Annotated in this window: 24 protein-coding genes; 3 read left to right on the top strand and 21 right to left on the bottom strand. The window is 61.2% G+C overall.

The genetic code is table 11. The features are described from left to right. Positions 1-255 precede the first annotated feature (255 nt). Complete coding sequence (locus BM408_RS22970; RefSeq protein ID WP_175541789.1) at positions 256-486, bottom strand: hypothetical protein; 231 nt, start codon at positions 484-486, stop codon at positions 256-258. On the opposite strand from BM408_RS22970, the gene BM408_RS15105 reads away from it, so the two are divergent. After that, positions 452-1,336, top strand: a complete 885-nt coding sequence (locus BM408_RS15105) for a DMT family transporter (protein WP_092130679.1) — start codon at positions 452-454, stop codon at positions 1,334-1,336. The two genes, BM408_RS22970 and BM408_RS15105, sit on opposite strands and share 35 nt — an antisense overlap. Positions 1,337-1,348: 12 nt before the next feature. On the opposite strand, the gene aroC is transcribed toward BM408_RS15105, so the two are convergent. Beyond that, positions 1,349-2,449, bottom strand: a complete 1,101-nt coding sequence (aroC, locus tag BM408_RS15100; protein ID WP_092130678.1) for a chorismate synthase — start codon at positions 2,447-2,449, stop codon at positions 1,349-1,351. Positions 2,450-2,597: 148 nt separating this feature from the next. Between aroC and BM408_RS15095 the strand changes: the two genes are divergently transcribed. Further along, positions 2,598-3,020, top strand: a complete 423-nt coding sequence (locus BM408_RS15095) for a cupin domain-containing protein (RefSeq protein WP_092130677.1) — start codon at positions 2,598-2,600, stop codon at positions 3,018-3,020. 309 nt (positions 3,021-3,329) lie between these two features. On the opposite strand, the gene BM408_RS15090 is transcribed toward BM408_RS15095, so the two are convergent. Next, positions 3,330-3,986, bottom strand: coding sequence for a glutathione S-transferase (locus BM408_RS15090; RefSeq protein ID WP_092130676.1), 657 nt, complete (start codon positions 3,984-3,986; stop codon positions 3,330-3,332). A 163-nt stretch (positions 3,987-4,149) separates the two neighbouring features. Between BM408_RS15090 and BM408_RS15085 the strand changes: the two genes are divergently transcribed. Next, a complete protein-coding gene (locus BM408_RS15085) occupies positions 4,150-5,370 on the top strand; it encodes a polyhydroxyalkanoate depolymerase (protein WP_092130675.1) in 1,221 nt (406 codons plus the stop codon). Between the two features lie 649 nt (positions 5,371-6,019). On the opposite strand, the gene nagZ is transcribed toward BM408_RS15085, so the two are convergent. From nagZ to fabD, 18 genes are all read right to left on the bottom strand, one after another. After that, positions 6,020-7,078 (bottom strand): beta-N-acetylhexosaminidase, encoded by a 1,059-nt coding sequence (gene nagZ, locus BM408_RS15080; RefSeq protein WP_092130674.1) that lies wholly within the window; start codon positions 7,076-7,078, stop codon positions 6,020-6,022. Positions 7,079-7,157: 79 nt separating this feature from the next. Beyond that, a complete protein-coding gene (gene acpS, locus BM408_RS15075) occupies positions 7,158-7,556 on the bottom strand; it encodes a holo-ACP synthase (protein WP_092130673.1) in 399 nt (132 codons plus the stop codon). Then, entirely contained in the window at positions 7,553-8,359 is an 807-nt protein-coding gene (locus BM408_RS15070; RefSeq protein WP_092130672.1) for a pyridoxine 5'-phosphate synthase, read from the bottom strand. Before BM408_RS15070 ends, acpS begins: the two co-directional genes overlap by 4 nt. Before the next feature lie 12 nt (positions 8,360-8,371). Next, on the bottom strand, positions 8,372-9,121 hold the full coding sequence (gene recO / locus BM408_RS15065; RefSeq protein ID WP_092130671.1) for a DNA repair protein RecO: 750 nt from the start codon (positions 9,119-9,121) through the stop codon (positions 8,372-8,374). A gap of 146 nt (positions 9,122-9,267) precedes the next feature. Beyond that, entirely contained in the window at positions 9,268-10,221 is a 954-nt protein-coding gene (era, locus tag BM408_RS15060) for a GTPase Era (protein ID WP_092130707.1), read from the bottom strand. Between the two features lie 193 nt (positions 10,222-10,414). Then, positions 10,415-11,116: a ribonuclease III gene (gene rnc / locus BM408_RS15055; protein WP_092130670.1), complete on the bottom strand. Its 702-nt coding sequence runs from the start codon at positions 11,114-11,116 to the stop codon at positions 10,415-10,417. Next, positions 11,117-11,458, bottom strand: a complete 342-nt coding sequence (locus BM408_RS15050) for a DUF4845 domain-containing protein (RefSeq protein WP_092130669.1) — start codon at positions 11,456-11,458, stop codon at positions 11,117-11,119. It lies immediately after the preceding gene. Between the two features lie 339 nt (positions 11,459-11,797). Further along, positions 11,798-12,763 (bottom strand): signal peptidase I, encoded by a 966-nt coding sequence (gene lepB, locus BM408_RS15045; RefSeq protein WP_092130706.1) that lies wholly within the window; start codon positions 12,761-12,763, stop codon positions 11,798-11,800. Positions 12,764-12,774: 11 nt separating this feature from the next. Continuing rightward, positions 12,775-14,586 (bottom strand): translation elongation factor 4, encoded by a 1,812-nt coding sequence (lepA, locus tag BM408_RS15040; RefSeq protein WP_092130668.1) that lies wholly within the window; start codon positions 14,584-14,586, stop codon positions 12,775-12,777. Positions 14,587-15,204: 618 nt separating this feature from the next. Further along, positions 15,205-16,662 carry a DegQ family serine endoprotease gene (locus tag BM408_RS15035; RefSeq protein ID WP_092130667.1) on the bottom strand — a complete coding sequence of 486 codons (1,458 nt, stop codon included), beginning with the start codon at positions 16,660-16,662 and terminating at the stop codon, positions 15,205-15,207. Between the two features lie 107 nt (positions 16,663-16,769). Further along, the gene (locus BM408_RS15030) at positions 16,770-17,798 is read right to left on the bottom strand and encodes a MucB/RseB C-terminal domain-containing protein (protein ID WP_254774833.1); all 1,029 of its coding nucleotides are present in this window, start codon (positions 17,796-17,798) and stop codon (positions 16,770-16,772) included. Between the two features lie 36 nt (positions 17,799-17,834). Further along, entirely contained in the window at positions 17,835-18,455 is a 621-nt protein-coding gene (locus BM408_RS15025) for a sigma-E factor negative regulatory protein (protein WP_254774832.1), read from the bottom strand. A 109-nt stretch (positions 18,456-18,564) separates the two neighbouring features. Next, positions 18,565-19,209 carry an RNA polymerase sigma factor RpoE gene (rpoE, locus tag BM408_RS15020; RefSeq protein WP_092130666.1) on the bottom strand — a complete coding sequence of 215 codons (645 nt, stop codon included), beginning with the start codon at positions 19,207-19,209 and terminating at the stop codon, positions 18,565-18,567. Continuing rightward, complete coding sequence (locus BM408_RS15015; RefSeq protein ID WP_092130665.1) at positions 19,206-19,751, bottom strand: hypothetical protein; 546 nt, start codon at positions 19,749-19,751, stop codon at positions 19,206-19,208. The genes rpoE and BM408_RS15015 overlap by 4 nt, the downstream gene beginning before the upstream one ends. Positions 19,752-19,786: 35 nt before the next feature. Continuing rightward, positions 19,787-21,031, bottom strand: a complete 1,245-nt coding sequence (gene fabF / locus BM408_RS15010; RefSeq protein WP_092130664.1) for a beta-ketoacyl-ACP synthase II — start codon at positions 21,029-21,031, stop codon at positions 19,787-19,789. Positions 21,032-21,112: 81 nt separating this feature from the next. Continuing rightward, positions 21,113-21,352 carry an acyl carrier protein gene (gene acpP / locus BM408_RS15005; RefSeq protein WP_007873885.1) on the bottom strand — a complete coding sequence of 80 codons (240 nt, stop codon included), beginning with the start codon at positions 21,350-21,352 and terminating at the stop codon, positions 21,113-21,115. A 158-nt stretch (positions 21,353-21,510) separates the two neighbouring features. After that, positions 21,511-22,257, bottom strand: coding sequence for a 3-oxoacyl-ACP reductase FabG (fabG, locus tag BM408_RS15000; RefSeq protein ID WP_092130663.1), 747 nt, complete (start codon positions 22,255-22,257; stop codon positions 21,511-21,513). After that, positions 22,254-23,204: an ACP S-malonyltransferase gene (gene fabD / locus BM408_RS14995; protein WP_092130662.1), complete on the bottom strand. Its 951-nt coding sequence runs from the start codon at positions 23,202-23,204 to the stop codon at positions 22,254-22,256. The genes fabG and fabD overlap by 4 nt, the downstream gene beginning before the upstream one ends. Between the last annotated feature and the right edge of the window lie 63 nt (positions 23,205-23,267).

The following is a 23,267-nucleotide window of genomic DNA, read 5'->3' as shown; positions in this document are numbered from 1 at the left end:
GACAAATACCAACAAGGACTCGCCGTGGCGAGTCCTTGTTTCTTCAGGTATTCGGGTTCTGTCTTTGGCTGTTTGGTATTGGTATTCCTTCCCCCACCCCCTTCTGTCTGCGCCGAGGAGCGGAGGTCCAGACGGATAAGGGCAAAAACTTGTCTGAGCGAAGCGAGTTGTTTTTGACCCCGTCTGGACCGAGCACCGCAGGTTGCCCGTAGCGCAGCGCAGGGGACGCAGACAGTAGGGTCGCCTTTTCTTTGCTTACTTTCTTTTGGCGAAGCAAAAGAAAGTGAGTTGCCGCCGGGCAACCCCCGGCCAGCCGCCCTCAGCAAAAAACACAAACACCAAAACAAACCCAACCGCTATTAATTCAATAGCAAAAAGCAAACCTCCTCCAAATCTTGCACAATCACCCAACCCCTCTCCAACACTCTCGACCGCCGCCCCCGCGCGCTTCATGCAAACCCGACATTTCATCCAGCTGATCGCCATGTCCGCCCTCTGGGGCGCGTCATTTCCCCTTCTTCGTATCGCCAGCCCGGCCCTAGGCCCGTGGGTGGTGGCCGCCACCCGTTGCACGCTGGCGGCCATTGTGTTGAGCCTGCTGATGAGCACGCTGCGCGGCCGCTGGCCGCCGCGCAGTGCGTGGCCGCACCTGACGCTGGTGGGCCTGCTCTCGGTGGTGATTCCGTTTGTGCTGTTCAATTGGGCCGCGCTGATCATTCCTTCGGGCTACTCGGCGGTGCTCAATGCCACCGCGCCGCTTTTCGGTGTGATGGCGGCTGCGCTGGCGGGTGAAGAAAAGCTCACACGGGTGCGCCTGTTGGGTTGCGCGGTCGGTTTTTCGGGCGTGGCGCTGCTGGTGCAGCTGGGGCCTGTGGCGGTGACGCCCACGGTGATCCTCGCGGCGCTGGCCTGCGTGGTGGCTTCGGCCAGCTACGGTTTTGGCGCCATCCAGATGAAGCGCGCAACCATGGCCCATTCGCCGCTGCCTTCGTCGGCAGTGGTGCATATCACCGGCGCGTTGATCCTGCTCGTGCCGGGCGGCATTGCCGCACCTGCGGCCGTCCTGACACCAGGCGCGGTGGCCGCCGTGACGGTGCTGGGCACGCTCACTTCGGGTTTTATGTACTGGATCAGCATGCGGCTGATGCGCGAGATCCCGGCCAGCGCCACCACCTCGGCGGCGTTCATGATCCCGCTCTTCGGCGTGACCTGGGGCGCGCTGTTTCTGGGTGAGCCGGTGACGGCCAGCATGCTGCCGGGCTGTGTGCTGGTGCTGTCGGCCACAGCGCTGATCACGGGCTTTAACCCGTTCCGCTCTGCGCCGCCAGAGCCCTGACCCAGGCGGTTTTCAACTGAGGCGCTGGCGCATGATGTTCGGCGTGCTCACGACGACATCTGCGTTTTGCGCCCGCTGGCGCAGCGCATGCTCCATCACCACCAAAGCCAGCATGGCCTCGGCAATCGGCGTGGCGCGTATGCCCACGCAGGGGTCGTGGCGGCCCTTGGTCACCACTTCAGCCGGGTTGCCGGCGGTGTCTATGGACTGGCGAGGCGTGATGATGGAGCTGGTCGGCTTGATGGCAATCGACACTTCCAGGTCTTGCCCGGTGCTGATGCCGCCCAGCACGCCACCGGCGTTGTTGGACTGAAAGCCCTCGGGCGTGAGGCCGTCGCCATGCGTAGTGCCGCGCTGCGTGACGCTGGCAAAGCCTGCGCCTATCTCCACACCCTTCACCGCGTTGATGCCCATCATGGCAAAGGCGATGTCGGCGTCCAGCTTGTCAAACAGCGGGTCGCCCAGGCCCACCGGCACTTTGGAGGCAGTGACGCGGATGCGCGCGCCGCAGGAGTCGCCCGCCTTGCGCAGCGCATCCATATAGTCTTCCAGCTTGGCCACATCGGCCACCGGGGCGAAGAACGGGTTGTTCGGCACGTGTTCCCACGATTCGAACGGAATCGCGATGTCACCGATCTGCGTCATGCAGCCGCGAAAGGTGGTGCCGTATTTTTCGGCCAGCCACTTTTTGGCGACCGCGCCGGCCGCCACCATGGGCGCCGTCAGGCGAGCTGAGGCCCGGCCGCCGCCACGCGGGTCGCGCCGGCCGTATTTGTGCAGGTAGGTGTAGTCGGCGTGGCCGGGACGGAAGGTCTCCAGGATGTTGCCGTAGTCCTTGCTGCGCTGGTCGGTGTTTTTGATCAAGAGGCAAATCGGCGTGCCCGTAGTCTTGCCCTCGTAGACGCCGGAGAGGATTTCGACGGCGTCGGGTTCGTTGCGCTGGGTCACGTGGCGGCTGGTGCCCGGGCGGCGGCGGTCCAGGTCGCCCTGGATATCGGCCTCGCTGAGTTCCATGCCCGGCGGGCAACCGTCAATCACACAGCCAATGGCCGGGCCGTGGGATTCACCAAAGTTGGTGACTGCGAAAAGTGTTCCGAAGGTATTGCCGCTCATGGGGCCTGATTATCCCAGACGGCGTTAACCGCCTGTTTGTGCACCGGCTTTCACAGTGGCGCCCCGCCACCCCACCGGCTGGAACACTTCATGCTTGCTGCACTGCACCAATGCCTAGTTGGCTGTCTTGACTGAACAGGAGCACCCCATGCTGGACCGCACCGCCACCAAGTTCTCGCACGTCAAACCCGGCGACACGCAGTTTGTCTCCGGCGGCCTGCGTGATTTCTTCCTCTACCGCGACCTCGGCATCGCCGACGCGACCAACGGCAAAGTCATCGCGCACCTTGTGAAGGCCAACATGGCACCAGAAACAGGCACCGGATGGCACCGACATGAAGCAGACTTCCAGATCGTCATCATGACCAAAGGCTGGGCCCGCTTCATGTACGAAGACAAAGAAACCCTGGTCGAAGCCGGCGACGTCGTCCACCAGCGGCCGGGCATCAAACACTTTTTGTTCGACTACTCCCCCGACATGGAATACCTGGAAATCGTAGGACCGGCCGATTTCAAGTCGATAGACGTAGACCCGGTCTGCGAAATCCCGCCGCCAACCCCGTGGAAGTGACCCCGGAAAGAATCTGACCCGAGCCCGCTCCCGCTTGCCCCTTCTGGCTGCGCCGAGGAGCGGAGGGCCAGACGGATCAGGGCAAAAACTTGTCTGAGCGAAGCGAGTTGTTTTTGACCCCGTCTGGACCGAGCACCGCAGGTTGCCCCGGAGCGCAGCGCAGGGGACGCAGACAGTAGGGTCGCCTTTCTTTTGCTTACTTTTCTTTGGCGAAGCAAAGAAAAGTGAGTTGCCGCCGGGCAACCCCCGGCCAGCAGAACTCAGCAAAAAGCACAAAGACAGAACTAACAAGCCCGGCCAGCAGCCAGCTCAAAACTCAGCATCGAGTTCATCAATGTCATCAGGCTCCTTCCGAGCCGCAGCAACCCACTCTTTCATAGCCGGCAACTCCATAACCCTCTTGCAATATGCCGCACAAACCTTATCCAGCCCCACGTCATAAGTGAGAAACCGCGTCACCACAGGCGCATACATAGCATCCGCCACCGACAACTGCTTGCCAAACAAGTAAGGCCCCCCATAGGCCCCCAGGCATTCCCGCCAGATCTCCACCACCCGGTCGATATCCGCCTGCGCCCGCGACCACACCTTGAAGTTCGAAAAATGCGCCTTGATGTTCATCGGCAACGCGGCGCGCAGCGAGGCAAAGCCCGAATGCATCTCGCCGCACACCGCCCGGCAATGCGCCCGCACCTTGATGTCGGCGGGCAACAACTGCGCTTTGGGCTTGATTTCATTGAGGTATTCGGCAATCGCCAGTGTGTCCCAGACCTTCACATTGCCGTGCTGCAGCGAAGGCACCAGCATGCTGGACGAGAGCAGCAGCATTTCGGCCTTCATGGCCGGGTCGTCGGGCGGAATCACCTTCTCAGTGAACTCCAGCCCGGCAAATTTGGCCAGCAGCCAGCCGCGCAAGGCCCAGGCGCCATAGTTTTTGCTGCTGATCGTCAGGACTGCCTTGGCCATGAGATTGCTCCTTGAAGCGCACACACAAAGTTGGCCCCCACTCGCCCGGGGCAGGCCATGCTCCGCAAGGGTTGTGCCAGCGAGTCCTCAATCGTCACTTGGCCCGTTCCTTGCCTGCATCCAGGTGGCCCGGGCCACAAGCCCGCTTCACGCCAGGACACCCATGCTTTACCAGGCCTATCAACTCCAGTCCGACCTGATGTCCCCGCTGCGGCTGTTCGCGCAAGGCGGCAGCGCCGCGCTCTGGCTGGGCAAAACCGAAGGCAGCCTGCTGCGCAAACTCTCGGCGTCGATGGAGGTGTTTTCACGCCTGCGCCTGACGCACTCTCGGCCCGCGTACGGCATTGCCTCGGTGAAAGTGGGTGAGCGCGACTTCACCGTGACGGAAGAAGCCGTGCTCACCATGCCCTTCGGAACCCTGTTGCGTTTCAAAAAAGAAGAGGCCGGCGACCTGCCTTTTCAGCCGCCCGTGCTGCTGGTGGCGCCGCTGTCGGGCCACTTCGCCACGCTGCTGCGCGAGACGGTGCGCACGCTGCTGCAGGACCACGACGTCTACATCACAGACTGGCACAACGCGCGCGACGTGTCGCTGCGCCACGGCCCCTTTGCGCTCGACGACTACATAGACCACATGATCCGCTTCACCCAGGCGATCGGCCCCGGCACCCATGTGGTGGCCGTATGCCAACCCTGCGTGGCCGCTCTGGCGGCAGCCGCCGTGATGGCCGAAGACGACGACCCGGCCCAGCCCCGCAGCCTGACGCTGATGGCCGGCCCGGTCGACTGCCGCGTGAACCCGACCGGCGTCAACACCCTGGCCACCAGCAAGCCGATTGAGTGGTTCGAGAAGAATTTGATCAGCCACGTGCCGCTGCCGCATGCGGGCTATATGCGCCGCGTGTACCCGGGTTTTGTGCAGCTGAGTGCATTCCTCAGCATGAACCTGGACCGGCACAAAAAGTCTTTTCAGGACATGTACCAGCACCTGCTCGACGGCGATGTGGAAAAGGCCAACATCATCCGCGTGTTCTACGACGAGTATCTGGCCGTCAACGACCTGCCCGCCGAGTTCTACCTGGAGACGGTGGAAAAAGTCTTCCAGACCTACGACCTGCCGCTGGGCAAACTCAGTTACCGAGGCCGCATTGTCAAACCCGCCGCCATCCGCCGCACCGCCCTGATGACGGTAGAAGGCGAGCGTGACGACATCTGCTCAGTCGGCCAGACCGTGGCCGCGCAAGACCTGTGCACCGGGATACGGCCTTACATGAAGACGCATCATGTGCAGACGGGGGTGGGGCACTATGGGGTGTTCAGTGGGCGGAAGTGGAACCAGCAGATTTATCCGCGGGTTAGGGAGATGATTCATTCGAGTATGGGGTAGGGCTGGCTGGGTCTTGCTCCAGCGGTGCGCCTTCCTCTGACTCCTGCTGGCCGGGGTCGCCCGGCAGCGACTCACTTTTCTTTGCTTCGCCAAAGAAAAGTAAGCAAAAGAAAAGGCGACCCTACTGTCTGCGTCCCTCCGCTTCGCTACGGGCAACCTGCGGTGCTCGGTCCAGACGGGGTCAAAAACAACTCGCCTGCGGCTCAAACAAGTTTTTGCCCTGATCCGTCTGGACCTCCGCTCCTCGGCGCATACAGAAGGGGGTGGGGGAAGGAATACCAATACCAAACAGCCAAAGACAGAACCCGAATACCTGAAGAAACAAGGACTCGCCACGGCGAGTCCTTGTTGGTATTTGTCTTTGGTATTTGTCCCCGTTCCCGTTCCCGATTGCCCCGTCCTGGCTGGGCCGAGGAGCGCAGAGACAAGCGGATCAGGGCAAAAACTTGTTTGAGCGCAGCGAGTTGTTTTTGACCCCGCTTGACTCGAGCACCGCAGGTTGCCCGAAGCGAAGCGCAGGGACCCAGACTGCGGGTCGCCTTTTCTTTGGTGACTTTCTTTTGGCGAAGCAAAAGAAAGTTACTGGCTGCCGGGCCACCCCCGGCCAGCAGAACTCAGATAAGCGCGAAAGGCCGGAGCAAGACCCGGCCTAAGGAACCAACCCAAGCGCATGCATATACGCAGGCTGCACCATCAACTCATCCCAACCAAACCCCCTGCCCTGCGGCAGCAAAGCCAGCCGCCGCAACTCGCTGGCCTCCATGGCCTCCCACTGGCCCTTGAGCAGTGCTTCGGACATGCCGTCGAGCAGCTCATCCACCGGCTGGCCATCACCGACTGACTGGTTGCACAGCAGCACCATGTCGCAGCCGGCATTCAGCGCCGTGACGGCGGCTTCGGTGTAGCTCACTTCTTTGCCGTCGATCAGGCGGGCGCCGGCCATGCTGAGGTCGTCGCTGAAAATCGCGCCGCCAAAACCAAGCTGGCTGCGCAGGATGAAGTTCAGCCACTGGCTGGAGAAACCGGCGGGGCGGGCGTCTACCTTGGGATAGATCACGTGGGCGGGCATGACGCTGCTGAGCGTGGTGTTGAGCCAGCCATAAGGCGCGGCGTCGTCGGCCAGGATGGCTTTCAGGCTGCGGTTATCGACGGGGATGTCGGTGTGGGAGTCGGCCTTGACGAAACCATGGCCGGGAAAGTGTTTGCCGCAATTGGCGACGCCGGCCTGCAGCAGGCCGTGCATCAGGCTTTTGGCCAGCAGCGTAACGACGCGCGGGTCGCGGCCGAAGGCGCGGTCGCCGATGACGCCGCTCTCGCCGTAATCGAGGTCGAGCACCGGTGTGAAGCTGAAGTCGACGCCTGAGGCGCGCAGCTCGGCGCCCAGCACATAACCGCAGGCGGTGGCGGCATTGGTGGCTGCCAGCTGGTCTTTGATCCACAGCGTGCCCAGCTCGCGCATGGGCGGCAGGTGGGTAAAGCCGTCGGTCCTGAAGCGCTGCACGCGGCCGCCTTCATGGTCGACGCAGATCAGCAGGTCTTCACGGATGTCCTTGATCTCCAGGCACAGCTCGCTGAGTTCGCGCCGGTCTTTCCAGTTGCGGCCAAACAAAATGATGCCGCCGGTGAGCGGGTGTTTCAGGCGCCGGCGGTCGGCTTTGGTGAGCGCGGTGCCGGCGATGTCGATGATGAGGGGGGCGTGCTGGGTCATAAAAGGGAGTCCGGAGGGTTGTTCTTGCTTGCCAGGCTTACTATTGAATTGATAGCTTCTTACGCTCTATTGATAAGGCTTACAGCGGTTTTTTCTCTACAACACAAAAACTGGCGGCGTAATCGGTCTCGTCGGTCACGGTGACGTGCGCGGTGAGCTGGCGTGCCTCGAACCAGGTTTTGAGGGCGCCGTGCAACACGATCTCGGGTTTGCCGCTGGCAGCCTTGGCGATCTCACACGAGCGCCAGGTCATGGGCATGCGCATGCCGGTGCCTATGGCTTTGCTGAAAGCCTCTTTGGCCGAGAACCGCGTGGCCAGGTAGCTGACGCCACGGTCGGGCCAGCGTGCGCTGCGGTCTTTCCAGGTGGCGAGTTCGCCGTCGGCGAGGATTTTGCGGGCAAATCGCTCGCCGTGCCTCTCGAGGCTGGCGCGGATGCGGCGCACGTCGCAGATGTCAGTGCCAATACCGTAAATCATGCGGGGGCGAATGCTTGGGTGATGCAATGCAGGTAACGCCGGGTGGTGGCGGCGTAGCCGAGCTCCAGCGCGTCGGCGACAAAAGCGTGGCCTATCGACACTTCGAGCACGCCAGGGACTTCGCGGACAAACTCCGCGAGGTTGTCACTGTTCAGGTCGTGGCCGGCGTTGATGCCCAGGCCGGCCGCGGCAGCTGCCTGCGCCGCGCGGGTAAAGCGGGCCAGGACTTCGGCTTTCTCAGAGGTGGCCCAGGCGCGCGCATAAGTCTCGGTGTAGAACTCCACCCGGTCGGCGCCCACGGCTTTGGCGGCGGCCATGGCTTCAGGCACCGGGTCCATGAAGAGGCTGACGCGCACGCGGCGGTCATGCGCCTGCTCGATCAGGGGCGCCAGGCGCCCGGCATCTTCGGGGAAATTCCAGCCGTGGTCGCTGGTGAACTGGTCTTCGCTGTCGGGCACAAAGGTGCACTGGTGCAGCGGCAGGCCCCGGGCGGCCAGGTCATGCACAAAGCCCATCAGATTCTGGAAGGGGTTGCCTTCGATATTGAACTCGCGGTCGGGCCAGTCTTTCATCAGTGCGGCAAGTTCAAAGACATCGTCAGGGCGGATATGGCGCTCGTCTGGCCGCGGATGCACCGTGATGCCCTGGGCGCCGGCCTCCAGGCACAGCTCGGCGGCGCGGCACACGCTGGGAATGTCCAGGTGACGCGAATTGCGCAGCAAGGCGACTTTGTTGACATTGACCGACAGCGCGGTCTTGTCATAGACATGGGAGAAGACGGGAGCGGGCGAAAGGAGTTTCATGGCGGTGGCTCGTTAGAAAGCTTGCAGGTCCATCATCATTTGCCGGGTTTTCAGGACCTTGACGCCACAATGGTAGTGCAGCAGGCCACGCAACTGGGTCTTAAGCTCATTGAAGCCGGGGATACAGGCCCGCACCGTGTCGGAGAACAGGGCCTCGTCCCCCAGCGCCTGCTGCAGCGCCTGCCACTGCGCGCCGGGCAGACTGACGCGGTCATCGTCGTGCGCCTGCCTCAAGCCGGCTTCGGGCACCAGCACGTAGCGGGTGTTTGCATCCAGCGGCGCCAGCGTGGCAGTCTCAAGATCCAGCAGAGGCAAAAGCCCAATGTCGCGCAGCAGCCGCAACTCAAACGCCCGCAACGCCAGCTGCAGGGTTTCCGCGCTCTGCGCAGCGATTAATTGCACCGTGGCTGCATAGGCGTCAAACAGCACCGGATGCGGGTCGTCGCGCGCCATCAGGCGCATCAAGAGCTCGTTGAGGTAGTAACCCGACAGCAGCGCATCCCCCGTGGGCATGACATGGCCACCCTGCCATTCGGCGCTTTTGAGGGTGCGGATTTCAGCGTCGCCGCCAAAGGCGATATGCAGCGGCTGCAAAGGCAGCAAGATAGGCCGGAAACTGGAGCTCGGCTTTTTGGCCCCCCGCGCCACCAGCGCCACCCGCCCGTACTTGCGGGTGAACACCTCCAGGATCAGGCTGGACTCGCTCCAGTCGTAGCGGTGGAGGACGTAGGCGGGTTCATCGCCAATGCGTTTGGTGGCCATGGTTCAAAAATCGGACAAGAGACCGGCAGTGAGGTCAGGGGAAAGTCCCATTCCAGCATGAGCCGCGGAACTGGCTTTGCCAGGCCGCAGGCGGGCGGCCCCCTCGGGGGGCAGGGAGCTACACGAAGTGAGCGACCGTGGGGGCCTCATTCATACCCAAAGGTCTTGACTCTCGCTTCATCGTCGGCCCAGCCGGAGCGGACTTTCACCCAGATCTCCAGGAACACCTTACCGCCTGTCAGCGTCTCCAGCTCATGGCGGGCTTCAGTGCCTATGCGTTTGAGCTTTTCGCCCTTCTCGCCAATGATCATGCCCTTGTGGCCGTCGCGCTCGACCACGATGGTGGCGGCAATCTTGCGCAGCGCCCCCTCTTCTTCGTACTGGTCAATGATGACGGTGGAGGTGTAGGGCAATTCGTCGCCCGTAAGGCGAAAGAGCTTTTCGCGGATGATCTCGGCGGCCATAAAGCGGTCGCTGCGGTCGGTCAGCTCGTCGGCGCCGTACATCCAGGGCTGGGTGGGCAAATACTTTTCGCAGATGCCGAACAGGCGCTCAATGTCTTTGGCGTTGTTGGCCGACATGGGCACGAACTCGGCGAATGGGTGGCGCTCCTGCATTTCCTTGAGCCAGGGGGCGATCTCGGCGCGGCGATGGATCAGGTCAAACTTGTTGGCCAGCAAAATCGCCGGTGTTTTTTCAGGCAGCAGGGCCAGCACCTTGGCATCGGCCTGGTTGAACTGGCCGGCCTCGACCACAAAGACAATCAGGTCCACGTCGTTGACGGCACCCACCACAGTGCGGTTCAGCGAACGGTTCAGCGCGTTGCCGTGCCGGGTCTGAAAGCCCGGCGTGTCGACGAAAACATACTGCGTCGCCTTGACCGTGCGCATGCCGGTGATGCGGTGGCGCGTGGTCTGGGCCTTGCGCGAGGTGATGCTGATTTTTTGCCCCACCAGGGCATTGAGCAGGGTGGATTTGCCCACATTGGGCTTGCCGACGATGGCGATCAGGCCACAGCGCTGCTCACCGGCCGGTGGCAGGGGCGCCGCGCCGGCGGCAGGCACCGCCGGGCCGCGTGCGGACAGGGCCTGCGCCAGCATGGCTTCCAGCGCATCGGGCGGCTGGGCCGCTTCGAGGGGTTCGGCCTGCCGCGCCTTGGGTTTGGCTGCCGTGGCCTTTGCCGGGGTGGCGGCCGCTTTTTTCGGCGCTTTGGGTTCTTTTTTACCTGTACTCATAATCTTGGTGTGTTGGCCTGCCGCCCTCCAGGCGGCCGGCGGCTGCCCCGGCGCGGAGTCAGGAGTCCAGTGTCTTGACAAACATCAGCATGGCCGCCGCGGCGGCCTGCTCTCCGGCCCGGCGCGAACCGCCGATGCCGCGCTCAGCCCGCCCGTATTCGGCGATTTCGCATTCCACGTCAAATGTCTGTTTGTGGGCCGCGCCCATGGTGCCCACCACGCGGTAGATGGGCAGGTTCATTTTGCGCCCTTGCAACCACTCCTGCAATTCGGTCTTCGGATCCTTGCCGATGGCCTGCATCTGGGGGTTGATCTCGACATCCTTGAAGAGGCGGCGCACCAGCTGGTTGGCGGTGTCGAAACCCGCGTCCAGGTAGACCGCGCCGATGACGGCTTCCAGCGCGTCGGCGAGGATGGACGGACGCTTGTGGCCGCCGGATTTGGCTTCGCCTTCGCCGAGCCGCACCATGTCGGGCAGACCCAGCACCACGGCGAGCTTGTGCAGGGTGTCCTGCTTGACCAGGTTGGCGCGCACACGCGACAGGTCGCCTTCGGGCAGTTCGCTCAGTTGCTCATAGAGGAGACCCGCAACCGCCAGGTTCAGGACGGAATCGCCCAGAAACTCGATGCGCTCGTTGTGGTCTGCGGAGAAACTTCGGTGCGTCAGCGCCTGCTGCAGCAGTTTGGGGTTGGAGAACTCATGCTCCAGGCGCTTTTGCAGTGCCGGCAGACCCGGGCTGGATGTGGCGCCGGCTCGCACTTATTTGGATTTATTGCTGTACTTCAGCAGCAAATAAGCAGGGCCGGCCATGTGGATTTCCTTGGTATAGGCGAACGTCACCACGGTTCTGTCGCCTTCCTTGGTCACTTCCAGGTCTTTGCCGGTGATCGCCTTGATATCGTCAATCTGGGCCGCCTTGTCGAAGATCGTCCGGACTTCCGTCACGGTGCTGCCTTCTTTGGCCTTGTTGGCGGCCTTGGTGATGTTCTGGTACTCCACCAGCGTCGGGAAGACCTGGGCAGCCACAATGCCGGCGCACACCAGGACGATGCATATAAACAGAAGGCCTATGAAGGAAATACCGCGTTGTTGACGTTTCATTTTTTCTCCTGCTTTGACTAAAAAAGTCCTTCGTGCCGGCCATCAAAATGCCGCCTGGCCGAAGAACCCATATTGGGGGATTGAGCCGCCTTCATCCAGGCCAGAAAACCTTGCAGATGATGGTTTCGCGGGCGCCACGGCCCTGTGCAAAATCCAGCGAATTATCGCGGTAATTACCCGCCACGCAATACTACCTGCGAGACATCTTGCCGATACACCTTCGCTACTGTAACGGCAATCCCGCCAGAAGGGAAAGCGCGCCAGGCCTGCAGCTCAAGCCCAACCGCCCCCGCGCTTGAGCTGTGGCGCCGCGGCAATCAGGCCCGCCCTCAAAGCCGCTCAGTTAAACGAGCCAATCCGCTTGAGGTTACCGAAGTTCATCCAGACAAAAAAGGCCTTGCCCACGATGTTTTTCTCCGGCACAAAGCCCCAATAACGGGAATCCTCGGAATTGTCCCGGTTGTCGCCCATCATGAAGTACTGGCCTTCAGGCACCTTGCAAACCACACCCTCGATGCTGTAGCGGCAATTGGTTTTAAAAGGAAAGTCGTAGGTGGAGTTGATGAAAGGCGCGCTGTTTGCATAGTTCAGTATGCGGTGCGTCTTGCTGCCAAGGTCCTCTTCGAACTGCTTCGAGTAGAGCATGGTGTCCGTGTCGAAGAAGTCCGGCAGCGCCGTCTTGGTCACGGGCTGGCCATTGATGGTCAGCTTCTTGTTCAGGTAGGCCACCTCGTCGCCGGGCACTCCCACCACGCGTTTGATGTAGTCCAGGCTGGGCTTGGGCGGGTAGCGGAACACCATCACGTCGCCGCGCTGCGGGCTGTTGTTGTCCAGCACCTTGATGTTGAGCACCGGCAGGCGCACGCCATAGTGGAATTTGTTGACCAGGATCAGGTCGTTGATGAGCAGGGTCGGGATCATGGAGCCCGACGGGATCTTGAAGGGCTCAAACAGGAAAGAACGCAGCAGGAACACCACCACGATCACCGGGAAGAGGCCCGCCGTCCAGTCCAGCCACCAGGGCTGCATGATGAGCCGGGTTTTGGCCTCATCCAGATTGTTGTCGACCTGGTTGATGCCCTTTTTAGCCAGCTCATCGCGTCGCTGGGCGGTGCTGGCCTCCAGCGCCGCGACGGCCTGGTGGCGTTGCGGCAGGAAGTAGAACCGCTCGGCCAGCCAGTAGATGCCGGTGACCACCGATGCCAGGAACAGCAGCAGGGAGAAGTTACCTTCGACGAGGCCGAAGTACCAGGCGGCGCCGTAACCCGCAAAGGCCGCCAGCACCATGGCCGTGATCGTGCTCATTGCGCCGCGCATCAGTCTTCCACCTGCAAAATGGCCAGGAAAGCTTCCTGGGGTACTTCAACGGAACCGATTTGTTTCATGCGTTTTTTACCCGCTTTTTGTTTTTCCAGGAGCTTGCGTTTGCGTGAAATGTCGCCGCCGTAGCACTTGGCGATCACGTTTTTGCGAAGCGCCTTGATTGTCTCACGCGCGATGATGTTGGCCCCGATGGCCGCCTGGATCGCCACGTCGAATTGCTGGCGGGAAATGATCTCGCGCATTTTGGCCACCACCGCCCGTCCGCGGTAGGCCGACTGGCTGCGGTGGACGATGATGGACAGGGCATCGACCTTCTCGCCGTTAAGCAGGATGTCGACCTTGACGACGTCGGAGGCCCGGAATTCCTTGAATTCGTAGTCCATGGACGCGTAGCCGCGCGAGACGGATTTGAGCTTGTCGAAGAAGTCCAGCACGATCTCGCCCAGCGGCATTTCGTAGGTCAGCATGACCTGCTTGCCGTGATAGGCCATGTTCAGCTGGATACCGCGCTTCTGGTTGGCCAGCGTCATGACGGCGCCCACATAGTCCTGCGGCATATAGAGATGCACGGTGACGATGGGCTCGCGGATTTCGTTGACTTTCCCGCCGTCCGGGATTTTGGACGGGTTCTCGACCTTGATGGTTTCGCCGTCCGTCCTGAGCACTTCGTAGACCACGCTGGGTGCGGTGGTGATCAGGTCCTGGTCGAACTCGCGCTCGAGCCGCTCCTGCACGATTTCCATGTGCAGCAGCCCCAGGAAACCGCAGCGAAAGCCAAAACCCAGCGCTTCGCTGACTTCCGGCTCGTAATGCAGCGAGGCATCGTTGAGCTTGAGCTTTTCCAGCGCGTCGCGCAGCGACTCGTACTCGCTGGCTTCCGACGGGTAGAGGCCGGCAAACACGGCCGGCTGGATTTCCTTGAAACCGGGCAATGCCTCGGTGGCGGTAAAGGCTGCGCCGCCGGTGCCGGGCTTGATCAGCGTGACGGTGTCGCCCACGCGGGCGGCCTGCAACTCCTTGATGCCGGCAATCACAAAACCCACTTCACCGGGCTCGAGCGCCGGGCGCGGCTCTGTGTGCGGCGTGAAGACGCCCAGCTGCTCGGCGTTGTAGGTCGCCTCGCTGGCCATCAGCTTGATGCGGTCGCCTTTGGCGAGCCGGCCATCGACCACGCGCACCAGCATGACCACGCCCACGTAGGCGTCGTACCAGCTGTCGATGATCATGGCGCGCAACGGGCCGTCCGGGTTGCCCTTGGGCGACGGGATCCGGGCGACGATGGCCTCCAGAATCTCGTCGATGCCCATGCCGCTCTTGGCGCTGCAGGGAATCGCGTCGGTGGCGTCGATACCGATCACCTCCTCGATTTCCTGTTTGGCGTTTTCCGGATCGGCCTGCGGCAGATCCATCTTGTTGAGCACCGGCACAACCTCTACGCCGAGGTCGAGGGCGGTGTAGCAGTTGGCGACCGTCTGTGCTTCCACACCCTGGCTGGCATCGACAACCAGCAGCGCGCCTTCGCATGCGGACAGCGAGCGGCTCACTTCGTATGAAAAGTCGACATGGCCCGGCGTGTCGATCAGATTGAGGTTGTAAACCTCGCCGTTGAGTGCCTTGTATTTGAGCGCAGCGGTCTGCGCCTTGATGGTTATCCCACGCTCTTTTTCAATATCCATCGAATCCAGAACCTGCGCACTCATCTCTCTGTCTTGCAAACCGCCGCAGCGCTGGATGAGCCGATCAGCAAGCGTGGATTTGCCGTGATCAATGTGCGCAATGATCGAAAAATTTCTGATGTGATTCATCAACGAGAACGCCTAAGTACTTGAAAGTATTGCGAAGAGATTGGACTCAATTCGCAAGGGGCCATAAAAAAGGGCGCGTCGAGTAGCGACGCGCCCTGAACCAACAATCTATGGCAACTGCGATAGTTGGAACTTCATTGTAGGCAAAAAGCCAGAGTCGAACAGTCCCAAAATGGCCATATTTTTGTCGTTGCAGCCTAGCAACATGAATCTTATGCACAACTTATTCACAATTTTAAACTGCTTGTCTCTGGACAACTTGTGGGTGATCTGTGGATCGACCGGTATTACCCGGTATTAAGATCGAAAGCGGGATTTCGCACGCCCCGATATATCCAAAAGACGCAGCGCCGAGCCCCTATTCTACCGAAATCCCTTATTGGGTCGATTTATTGTGAGCAGTCACTAACAAAATGGGTGGCTCACCCGCCCGAAAATATATTTTTTCGCGGATACAAAATCAGACCCAAATTGCCAAAAACCCCCAAATGGCGGCGGGGTATGAGGAGCCTGGCGAGGGGAAACAGCTTGCGGCGGCTCTACGAGAGCGCCTGTCTCCTCGTGGTAGTTAGCGCCCCGCTCTGCCCACTGGGAGCAGAGAGGGGACCACTACATCCTTCAGCGAGTGGGACGAATTAACGCGTATTGCGCCCATTCGCCGCGGCGAAACAGGACGTTGATGGGCTTGGACTTGTCGATCTTCGCCAGCGCGGCTTCGAACTCCTTGACGCTGGTGACTTCAGAGTTGGCGATCGCGACGATCACGTCACCCTCTTTGAGGCCGGCGCGGGCAGCAGCGGCATCAGCCGTGTCGACCTTGACGCCGCCCTTGATCTTGAGCTCTTTCTTTTGCGCATCGGACACTTCGCTCACCACCAGCCCCAAAGCCTGGGCGGCGCCGGCCACGGGCGCTTTGGGCTCTGGGCCGGAGGCCTTGCGGGTTGGTTTTTCCGGCTCGACTTCGCCGATGGTGACCGTCAGGTCTTTGCTGGCGCCGCGCCTGAACACCGTGACCACGGCCTTGGTGCCGGGCTTCACATTGCCCACCATGCGCGGCAGGTCGCTGGATTTCTCGATCGGCTTGCCGTCAAACTTGATGATGATGTCTCCGGCTTCAATGCCGGCTTTTTCTGCGGGTGCGCCGGTTTCGACGCCCCGGACCAGCGCGCCCTGCGCCTTGCCCAGACCGATGGATTCCGCCACCTCTTTGGTGACCTGGTCGATCTGCACGCCGATACGGCCCCGCGTCACCTTGCCGGTGCTGCGCAGCTGGTCGGACACGCGCGCGGCTTCGTCGATGGGGATGGAAAAGGAAATGCCCTGAAAGCCCCCGGAGCGCGAGTAGATCTGGCTATTGATGCCCACAACCTCACCGCGCATGTTGATGAGCGGCCCGCCTGAATTGCCCGGATTGATGGCCACATCGGTCTGGATGAAAGGCAGGTAGTCACCGGTATCGCGCTGCTTGGCGCTCACGATGCCGGCGGTCACGGTGTTTTCAAGCCCGAATGGCGAGCCGATGGCCATCACCCATTCACCCACCTTCAGGCGGTTGATGTCGCCGATCTTGACGGCCGGCAGGCCGGTGGCTTCGATCTTGACCACAGCCACGTCGCTTCGCTTGTCGGCGCCAATGATCTTGGCTTTGAATTCGCGTTTGTCGGTCAAGGTCACGATGACTTCGTCCGCGCCGTCAACCACGTGGGCATTGGTCATGACAAAACCGTCCGCCGTCAGGATGAAACCGGACCCGACACCGCGGGGCTGGTCTTCGTCAGGCTGGTTGCGGTCAGGGCGGGGCGCCCGGGGCATGTTGGGCGGAACAGGAATGCCGAAACGCCTGAAAAACTCCAGCATCTGCTCGTCGGCGCCGCCGGAGGCCGATGCCTTGACCTTCTCCAGGGTGCGGATGTTGACCACCGACGGCCCGACCTGCTCGACCAGGTCGGTGAAATCAGGCAAGGTGCGGTTCTGCGCCCACGCAGGCGCCACCGGCACCAGCACGGAGACGGCGGCAGCAGCGATCAGCCCCGCAGTCATGCAGGAGCGCAGCGGTTTCCAGTTCAATTCAAGCATCGTCAACCTCGTCATAAAAGTATGGGTCATCAGGCCATCCGGTTCAGCCCAGCCGCCCGGTTGCGGGGACTGCCGCCCTCGCGTAGCGGAGCCGGCCTGAGTTCGTATTATTTCTTGCGTTCCAGGCCGTTGGCAAAGAGCTTCAGGGTCGACATCGGGACTTCACCCATGACGGTGACCCAGTAGGCATCCAGTTGCCGGGTGATGGTCTGCGTCGCTCCCATCGACAGGCTGGACTCCTTGTCATGGCGCTGCCGGTCAAATGGCTCCACAAAGAGGGATACCGATGCCAGGCCGTCCGAGAAAATCCATTGCAGAGGCTCCTCGCCAGCCACGGGGGCAGCCGAACTCGCGGCAACCACCGGCCGCTTGTAGCAGCTCATGGGCTTGAATCCTGCCACCGGGGCCTTCAGCACCCAGCCTTCGGCGCTTGCCGTGGTCTTGACCAGCACCGGTTTTTCAACGCGGTAGCCATCAACCTTGCCCATCATGTGAAGGAGCTTGTCCATCTTGACCGGGGCGTCGAGCTGCAGCTCGGAAAACGCAGCCTGCTCAAGCACCTTGCCGTCGGTGTCCAGCGTTTGCAGCTTCACGACAAGCCCTTTTTTCTGCTCGGTCCAGACGCGGTAGCCAAACCGCATCTGGTCCTTGGGCACCAGCACCACGATATCGGCCTCGACACCGGCCACACGCTCGGTACCTTCTTGCCGGACTTTGTAATAGTCAGCAATGCGGCTGTCGGTGGATTGCAGCAGCTGAGGGAACATGCCCAGCGATTCACGCTTCTCGCTTCGGACCACTTTGTGATCCGGCATGAAAGTCACCACCTGGTCGTTGTGCCGGAAGATAGACCGGGGGGCGCCGGTGAGCGTCTCAACACGCTCCATTTGCTGATCGCCCTCACAGACATGCCAGATCTTGGCGCTGGACATGGCGCCACCTGACGAAACGACAAAGGTGCCGATATACGAACGCTTTCTGGACGCCTCGTGCATGCGCATCAGCCAGTCGTTGATGCTTCGTGACTCTGCCGGCGTGGCGGCAACGGCCGGTGGCGACGCCTGCGCCGCTACATAATTCGTAGCAGGCAGCGCACACCCTGCAAGGGCTAGAAGGCGAAAAATCTTGAAGTTCATGATGCTGCGGCGCGCCTGCTGCAATCTTGTGCCGACTCAGCGCCCGGCATTGCGCGGGGTCTCAAATGTGGCGTTTCGCAAGAAACCCGAAGGCTCCTGCAAGGCCGAAGTACCGCCCAGCTGCTTGTGCGCGGCGAGCAACTCTTCAAGGCGTGCGTCACGCACGACAGGACCTTGCGGTGAAGCCACCACCACCTGCTGGGAAACCGGCGCCTGGGCCAATTGCGGGGCTGCGGCGGGTGTCAGCAGGCCGGCGGCGTTCCATGCGATGGCAGACACCGCTGCCAGCGAAGCGAACCCTGCCACCAGCTTCCAGCGGAAATCGGCGTCATTGGCTGCCGCACCATGGCGTGGGGCAGCATCCACAACAGGAACATGCACCACGTCAGCGGAGGAGCCGGCGGGATTGCCCACGGGAACCGGGCCAGCAACGGCCATGGACTCCCCGGCAAGGCGCTGGTTCAGGCGCGCGAGAAATGCCTTATCCGCGCCCAGTACCGGTGAGGCGGAGGAACGCAGTGCATCACCGATCAGGTGGTAGGTGTCCCAGCTGTCGATGGCCGAGTCATCCTGCCCGCAAGCGTGGAGCGCGGCCGCAAAGTCCTCTCCACCCAATTGGCCATCGGCCAAGGCTGAGATGAGTTCGCTGGTTTGCATGGACGGTTTCATGATGTTCGTGGGCAGCAAGGCTGCTGTTTAAGGAGGCTGAAAATACCGGGTCGCACTTGTGGGTTCATGGATGGCTCCTGCGCTTCTGGGGTGCCGCTTACCAGCGCTTGCCACTCTGGTTTTCGAGCAAGGGCTTGACCTTCTGGGAAATCGCTTCGCGCGCCCTGAAAATCCGGGACCGCACGGTGCCTATGGGGCAATCCATGGCTTCCGATATCTCTTCATAGCTCAGCCCTTCTATTTCACGCAGGGTGATGGCCTGGCGGAGCTCCTCCGGCAAGGCCTCCATGGCCGCATTGATGATCTCGGCGATTTCCTTGCTGGCCAACACAGCTTCCGGCGTTTCCGAGCTTGTTAGTTCGTTTTCCAGCGGGGAAGTTTCATCGTTTTCGTCGCTTTGGCCGGATTTGAAGGCGTTTTCGGAGACCGTCGGGTCCCGTTTGAGGTCCATCAGGGCTTTTTTCGCGGTGTTTACAGCGATCCGGTACAGCCAGGTGTAGAACTGGGCCTCGCCCCTGAACTGCGCCAGCGCCCTGTAGGCCCGGATAAACGTCTCCTGGGCGATGTCTTCCACCAGGTCCACGTCGCGGACCATGCGGCCTATCAGGCGCTGTATGCGCCGCTGGTATTTGATGACCAGCAATTCATAGGCTTTCTGGTCGCCCGCAACCGTGCGCTCGACCAGCATGGCGTCGCTGTCGTTCGCTTTTTCGGCTGACAAAGGTGGCAGGTCGACACTCATGGATTTTTTTGCGTAGCTGCATCTACAGACTGCACAGCCCCCGATACTGCCACAGCCGGCAATGGTTCCGGATGCAACAAGTCATGCTGCCACGGCGACGAAGGCAATTTGCGCGGCGAATACACCGCCCGGCGCAAATCCAGCCAACGCTGCGGCATGGCGCGCCGCTCAACCCACAGCCACAAACTGGGGTGATCGGGGTTTTCGAGCCGAAGCAGTAGCAATTGTTGAAAATCGCCGAGCACGCTGAGCTCGTACTCAACGATGCCAGCCTGATAAGCCGGGCCTTCCCAGCGCCAGATTTCGCCGTCCCAGGCCAACCGGCCGACTGGAGCGCGCTGCCAGGCAAGGCCCGCCGCAACACCCGCCCCCAAAAGGGAGGAGCCCATCAATGCGATTCGCCAATCCGGTTGCGCAGCACCCTGGAAGTACCAAAGCAGCAGCGCAACGAGGCCCAGAAGCCATAAACCCAGCAACAATGCGCCCAGAAAACGCGAACGCCCCAGCGGATAAACAACCGGCGGGGCGTTGTGCAAAGTCAAGATAGTCTGGGCTGAACTAGGCTGGAAGCGGGAAATCAGACGCGCTTGAACACCAGGGTACCGTTGGTGCCGCCGAACCCAAAGTTGTTTTTGACTGCAACCTCAATCTTGGCATCACGGGCGGTATTGGCGCAATAGTCCAGGTCGCACTCGGGGTCCTGGTTGAAGATATTGATGGTGGGGGGAATCTTCTGGTGATGCAGCGCCAGCACGGTAAACACCGATTCGATGCCGCCAGCCCCGCCCAGCAAATGGCCCGTCATGGACTTGGTGGAACTTACCACCAGCTTTTTGGCGTGGTCGCCAAATGCAGCCTTGATGGCGTTTGTTTCGTTCAGGTCGCCCAGCGGTGTCGAAGTGCCATGCGCATTCAGGTACTGCACTTCATCAGCATTGACGCCGGCATTCTTCAGCGCCATGGCCATGGAACGGCGCGGGCCGTCCACGTCTGGTGCGGTCATATGGTACGCGTCGGCGCTCATGCCGAAGCCGGTCAGCTCGGCGTAAATTTTGGCGCCGCGCGCCTTGGCGTGTTCGTACTCTTCGAGCACCAGCACGCCGCCGCCTTCGCCCAGCACAAAACCGTCGCGGTCCTTGTCCCAGGGACGCGAAGCTGTTTTGGGGTCGTCATTGCGGGTGGAAAGGGCACGGGCTGCCGCGAAGCCGCCAATACCCAAAGGAGAAACACAGGATTCCGCCCCGCCGGCGATCATGACATCGCAGTCGCCGTATTCGATCATGCGTGCCGACAGGCCGATCGCATGGAGCCCGGTTGTGCATGCCGTCACGACGGCAATGTTGGGGCCCTTAAAGCCGAACTTGATGGACACATGACCGGAGATCATGTTGATGATCGAAGCAGGCACAAAAAACGGAGAAACCCGGCGCGGGCCGCGATTGACCAGCTCCGAGTGCATGTCTTCAATCATCGGCAAGCCGCCGATGCCTGAACCAATATTGCAGCCAATGCGCGTCGCCATCTCGTCGCCCAGCGCCTCACCGGTCGGCAGGCCGCTGTCGGCCACCGCCTGGCACGCCGCGGCCAATCCAAGGTGGATAAAACGATCCATGTGCCGCGCTTCTTTTTCGGGGATGTAGTCCCCGATCTTGAATCCCTTGACCTCACCGGCAAATTTGCAGGCAAAGTTGGCGGGATCAAATTGCGTGATCAGATCGATGCCGGGCACACCGGCAACCAGGTTGGTCCAGGACTCGGCCACGGTATTACCTACCGGGCTGACGCAACCCAGACCTGTCACGACGACACGACGACGGCTCATTCAGAAATCCTGAGAAGGGGCCTGAAAAGCCCTGCGCGGGCTTTCAGGCTTGATGACGGCTGAGGCAGGTAAAACCTTGCCTCAGGCCTTTTGATGGGTGTTTGCGTAGTCAATCGCGTTCTGGACGGTGGTGATCTTCTCGGCGTCTTCGTCGGGAATCTCAATGCCAAACTCGTCTTCCAGAGCCATAACCAGTTCTACGGTGTCAAGCGAGTCAGCGCCCAAATCGGCCACAAAGGCCTTTTCATTGGTGACCTGGCCTTCTTCCACGCCAAGTTGTTCGGCAATGATTTTCTTAACACGTGCTTCGATATCGCTCATAGTTCCCTCTGAGGGTTGTAAATTAATCCGTGATTTTACCGCGTTAGAGTCGTTTCCCTAAGCACCGCGCCGGACGGATAAAAACCGGCTTCGATTTCTGGTGTTTTACCACTGTCAACCTGCAGTTTTCATGAAACCGCAAGCTTAACGTCCGTGGCTTACATATACATGCCGCCGTTGACGTGAATCTCCTGGCCGGTGATGTAGGCGGCCTGGGGGCTGGCAACAAAAGCCACGGCATGCGCGATATCTTGCGGTTTGCCGAGGTGTCCCAGCGGAATCTGCCCCAAAAGCGCTTTTTGCTGCTCTTCGGGCAATCCGGCCGTCATGTCGGTCTCAATAAAGCCAGGCGCTACACAATTGACCGTGATATTGCGCGATCCCAGCTCCCGGGCCAGTGCGCGCGTCATGCCGGCGACACCGGCCTTGGCGGCGGCGTAATTGGACTGCCCGGCATTGCCGGATGCGCCCACCACGGAGGTGATGCTGATGATCCGGCCATAGCGCTGCTTCATCATGGTGCGCATCACCGCCCGACTCATGCGAAACACGGCCTTCAGATTGGTGTCGAGCACCGCATCCCAGTCATCGTCCTTCAGGCGCATGGCCAGCATGTCACGGGTGATCCCCGCGTTGTTCACCAGCACCTGCAAGCCGCCGTGCTCTTTGACGATGGCTTCAATCAACGCTTCGGCTGCAGCCACATCATTCACGTTCAGGTTTTTTCCGGCGCAGCCCGGAAACGCTGACAGCGCCTGGCTGATTTTTGCCGCACCTTCGTCGGTGGTGGCCGTACCGATCACCTTCAGGCCTTTGTGGGCCAGCTCCAGCGCGATGGCCGCACCGATACCGCGCGACGCACCCGTGACCAATGCCACCTGCCCTTCAAACTTGACTTCGCTCATGCCAGCAACTCCTTCACTTCCGCCAGTGAGGCGGGATCAAATAGGGGAACTCCCGTCAGTTCGGGATCGATTCTTTTGGCCATGCCGGCCAGGACCTTGCCCGGGCCGCATTCGACCAGCGTCGTGAGGCCGCGCGCCTTGATGGCCTGGACACACTCCACCCAGCGCACAGGGCCGAAAGCCTGCCCATACAGCGCAGCGCGGATACGGTCGGCATCAGTCTCGACGGCCACTTCGATGTTGTTGATGACTGGAATCTTGGGCGCCGCGAAATCGACGCCTGCCAGCTTCTCACGCAACTTCTCGGCTGCGGGCTTCATCAGGCTCGAATGAAATGGCGCCGACACCGGCAAAGACAAGGCACGCTTGGCGCCATTGGCCTTGAGGACTTCGCAAGCCTTCTCGACCGCGGCCTTGCTGCCCGCAATGACGGTCTGCATGGGGTCATTGAAGTTGACAGCCTCCACGACTTCAGAAGTGTTCGGCCCGAAGCTGCGCGCCGCCTCGGCGCAACCTTCAATGACCTTGGCAGCCTCCATCCCGAGGATGGCGGCCATGGCGCCTACACCGACAGGCACAGCGTCCTGCATGGCCTGCGCCCGAAAACGCACCAGTGGTGCGGCCTGTGCCAGGCTGAGCACGCCCGAAGCAACCAGCGCCGAATACTCACCCAGAGAGTGCCCTGCCACGGCAGCGGGTGCGGCACCCGTCTCTGCTATCCACGCACGATAGGCGGCGACACCCGCGACCAGCATCACGGGTTGCGTGTTGGTGGTCAGGGCCAGCGTTTCTTTAGGGCCTTCCTTGATGAGCTGGCCGACGTCCTCGCCCAACGCATCCGAGGCTTCCGCCAGGGTCTGGGCAATCACCGGGTGGTCGCCCCAGGCGTCCAGCATGCCGACCGACTGCGAGCCCTGGCCGGGAAAAACAAAAGCGAAAGATTTCAAACGATTACTCCATTGATCAAGCTATTCAGATGCCTAGAACAGATGCTGAAAAAAGCATCGTCA

This window comes from Polaromonas sp. YR568 (assembly GCF_900116715.1).
Classification (GTDB): Bacteria; Pseudomonadota; Gammaproteobacteria; order Burkholderiales; family Burkholderiaceae_C; genus Polaromonas.
Note: the sequence above shows the minus strand (reverse complement) of the source record. Positions and strands in the feature narration are given on the sequence as shown.

Excerpts from the sequence above, each read along its gene's own strand:
- acpS (WP_092130673.1), bottom strand. The coding sequence starts at position 7,556 with ATGATTTACGGTATTGGCACTGACATCTGCGACGTGCGCCGCATCCGC.
- fabF (WP_092130664.1), bottom strand. The coding sequence starts at position 21,031 with ATGAGCCGTCGTCGTGTCGTCGTGACAGGTCTGGGTTGCGTCAGCCCG.
- nagZ (WP_092130674.1), bottom strand. The coding sequence starts at position 7,078 with ATGACCCAGCACGCCCCCCTCATCATCGACATCGCCGGCACCGCGCTC.
- fabG (WP_092130663.1), bottom strand. The coding sequence starts at position 22,257 with ATGAGCGAAGTCAAGTTTGAAGGGCAGGTGGCATTGGTCACGGGTGCG.
- aroC (WP_092130678.1), bottom strand. The coding sequence starts at position 2,449 with ATGAGCGGCAATACCTTCGGAACACTTTTCGCAGTCACCAACTTTGGT.
- era (WP_092130707.1), bottom strand. The coding sequence starts at position 10,221 with ATGCTGGCGCAGGCCCTGTCCGCACGCGGCCCGGCGGTGCCTGCCGCC.
- recO (WP_092130671.1), bottom strand. The coding sequence starts at position 9,121 with ATGGCCACCAAACGCATTGGCGATGAACCCGCCTACGTCCTCCACCGC.
- BM408_RS15025 (WP_254774832.1), bottom strand. The coding sequence starts at position 18,455 with ATGCAAACCAGCGAACTCATCTCAGCCTTGGCCGATGGCCAATTGGGT.
- BM408_RS15085 (WP_092130675.1), top strand. The coding sequence starts at position 4,150 with ATGCTTTACCAGGCCTATCAACTCCAGTCCGACCTGATGTCCCCGCTG.
- BM408_RS15035 (WP_092130667.1), bottom strand. The coding sequence starts at position 16,662 with ATGCTTGAATTGAACTGGAAACCGCTGCGCTCCTGCATGACTGCGGGG.
- BM408_RS22970 (WP_175541789.1), bottom strand. The coding sequence starts at position 486 with ATGGCGATCAGCTGGATGAAATGTCGGGTTTGCATGAAGCGCGCGGGG.
- BM408_RS15105 (WP_092130679.1), top strand. The coding sequence starts at position 452 with ATGCAAACCCGACATTTCATCCAGCTGATCGCCATGTCCGCCCTCTGG.
- BM408_RS15070 (WP_092130672.1), bottom strand. The coding sequence starts at position 8,359 with ATGAAACTCCTTTCGCCCGCTCCCGTCTTCTCCCATGTCTATGACAAG.
- BM408_RS15090 (WP_092130676.1), bottom strand. The coding sequence starts at position 3,986 with ATGGCCAAGGCAGTCCTGACGATCAGCAGCAAAAACTATGGCGCCTGG.
- BM408_RS15030 (WP_254774833.1), bottom strand. The coding sequence starts at position 17,798 with ATGAACTTCAAGATTTTTCGCCTTCTAGCCCTTGCAGGGTGTGCGCTG.
- rpoE (WP_092130666.1), bottom strand. The coding sequence starts at position 19,209 with ATGAGTGTCGACCTGCCACCTTTGTCAGCCGAAAAAGCGAACGACAGC.
- acpP (WP_007873885.1), bottom strand. The coding sequence starts at position 21,352 with ATGAGCGATATCGAAGCACGTGTTAAGAAAATCATTGCCGAACAACTT.
- lepB (WP_092130706.1), bottom strand. The coding sequence starts at position 12,763 with ATGAGCACGATCACGGCCATGGTGCTGGCGGCCTTTGCGGGTTACGGC.
- BM408_RS15050 (WP_092130669.1), bottom strand. The coding sequence starts at position 11,458 with ATGAAACGTCAACAACGCGGTATTTCCTTCATAGGCCTTCTGTTTATA.
- BM408_RS15095 (WP_092130677.1), top strand. The coding sequence starts at position 2,598 with ATGCTGGACCGCACCGCCACCAAGTTCTCGCACGTCAAACCCGGCGAC.
- lepA (WP_092130668.1), bottom strand. The coding sequence starts at position 14,586 with ATGAATCACATCAGAAATTTTTCGATCATTGCGCACATTGATCACGGC.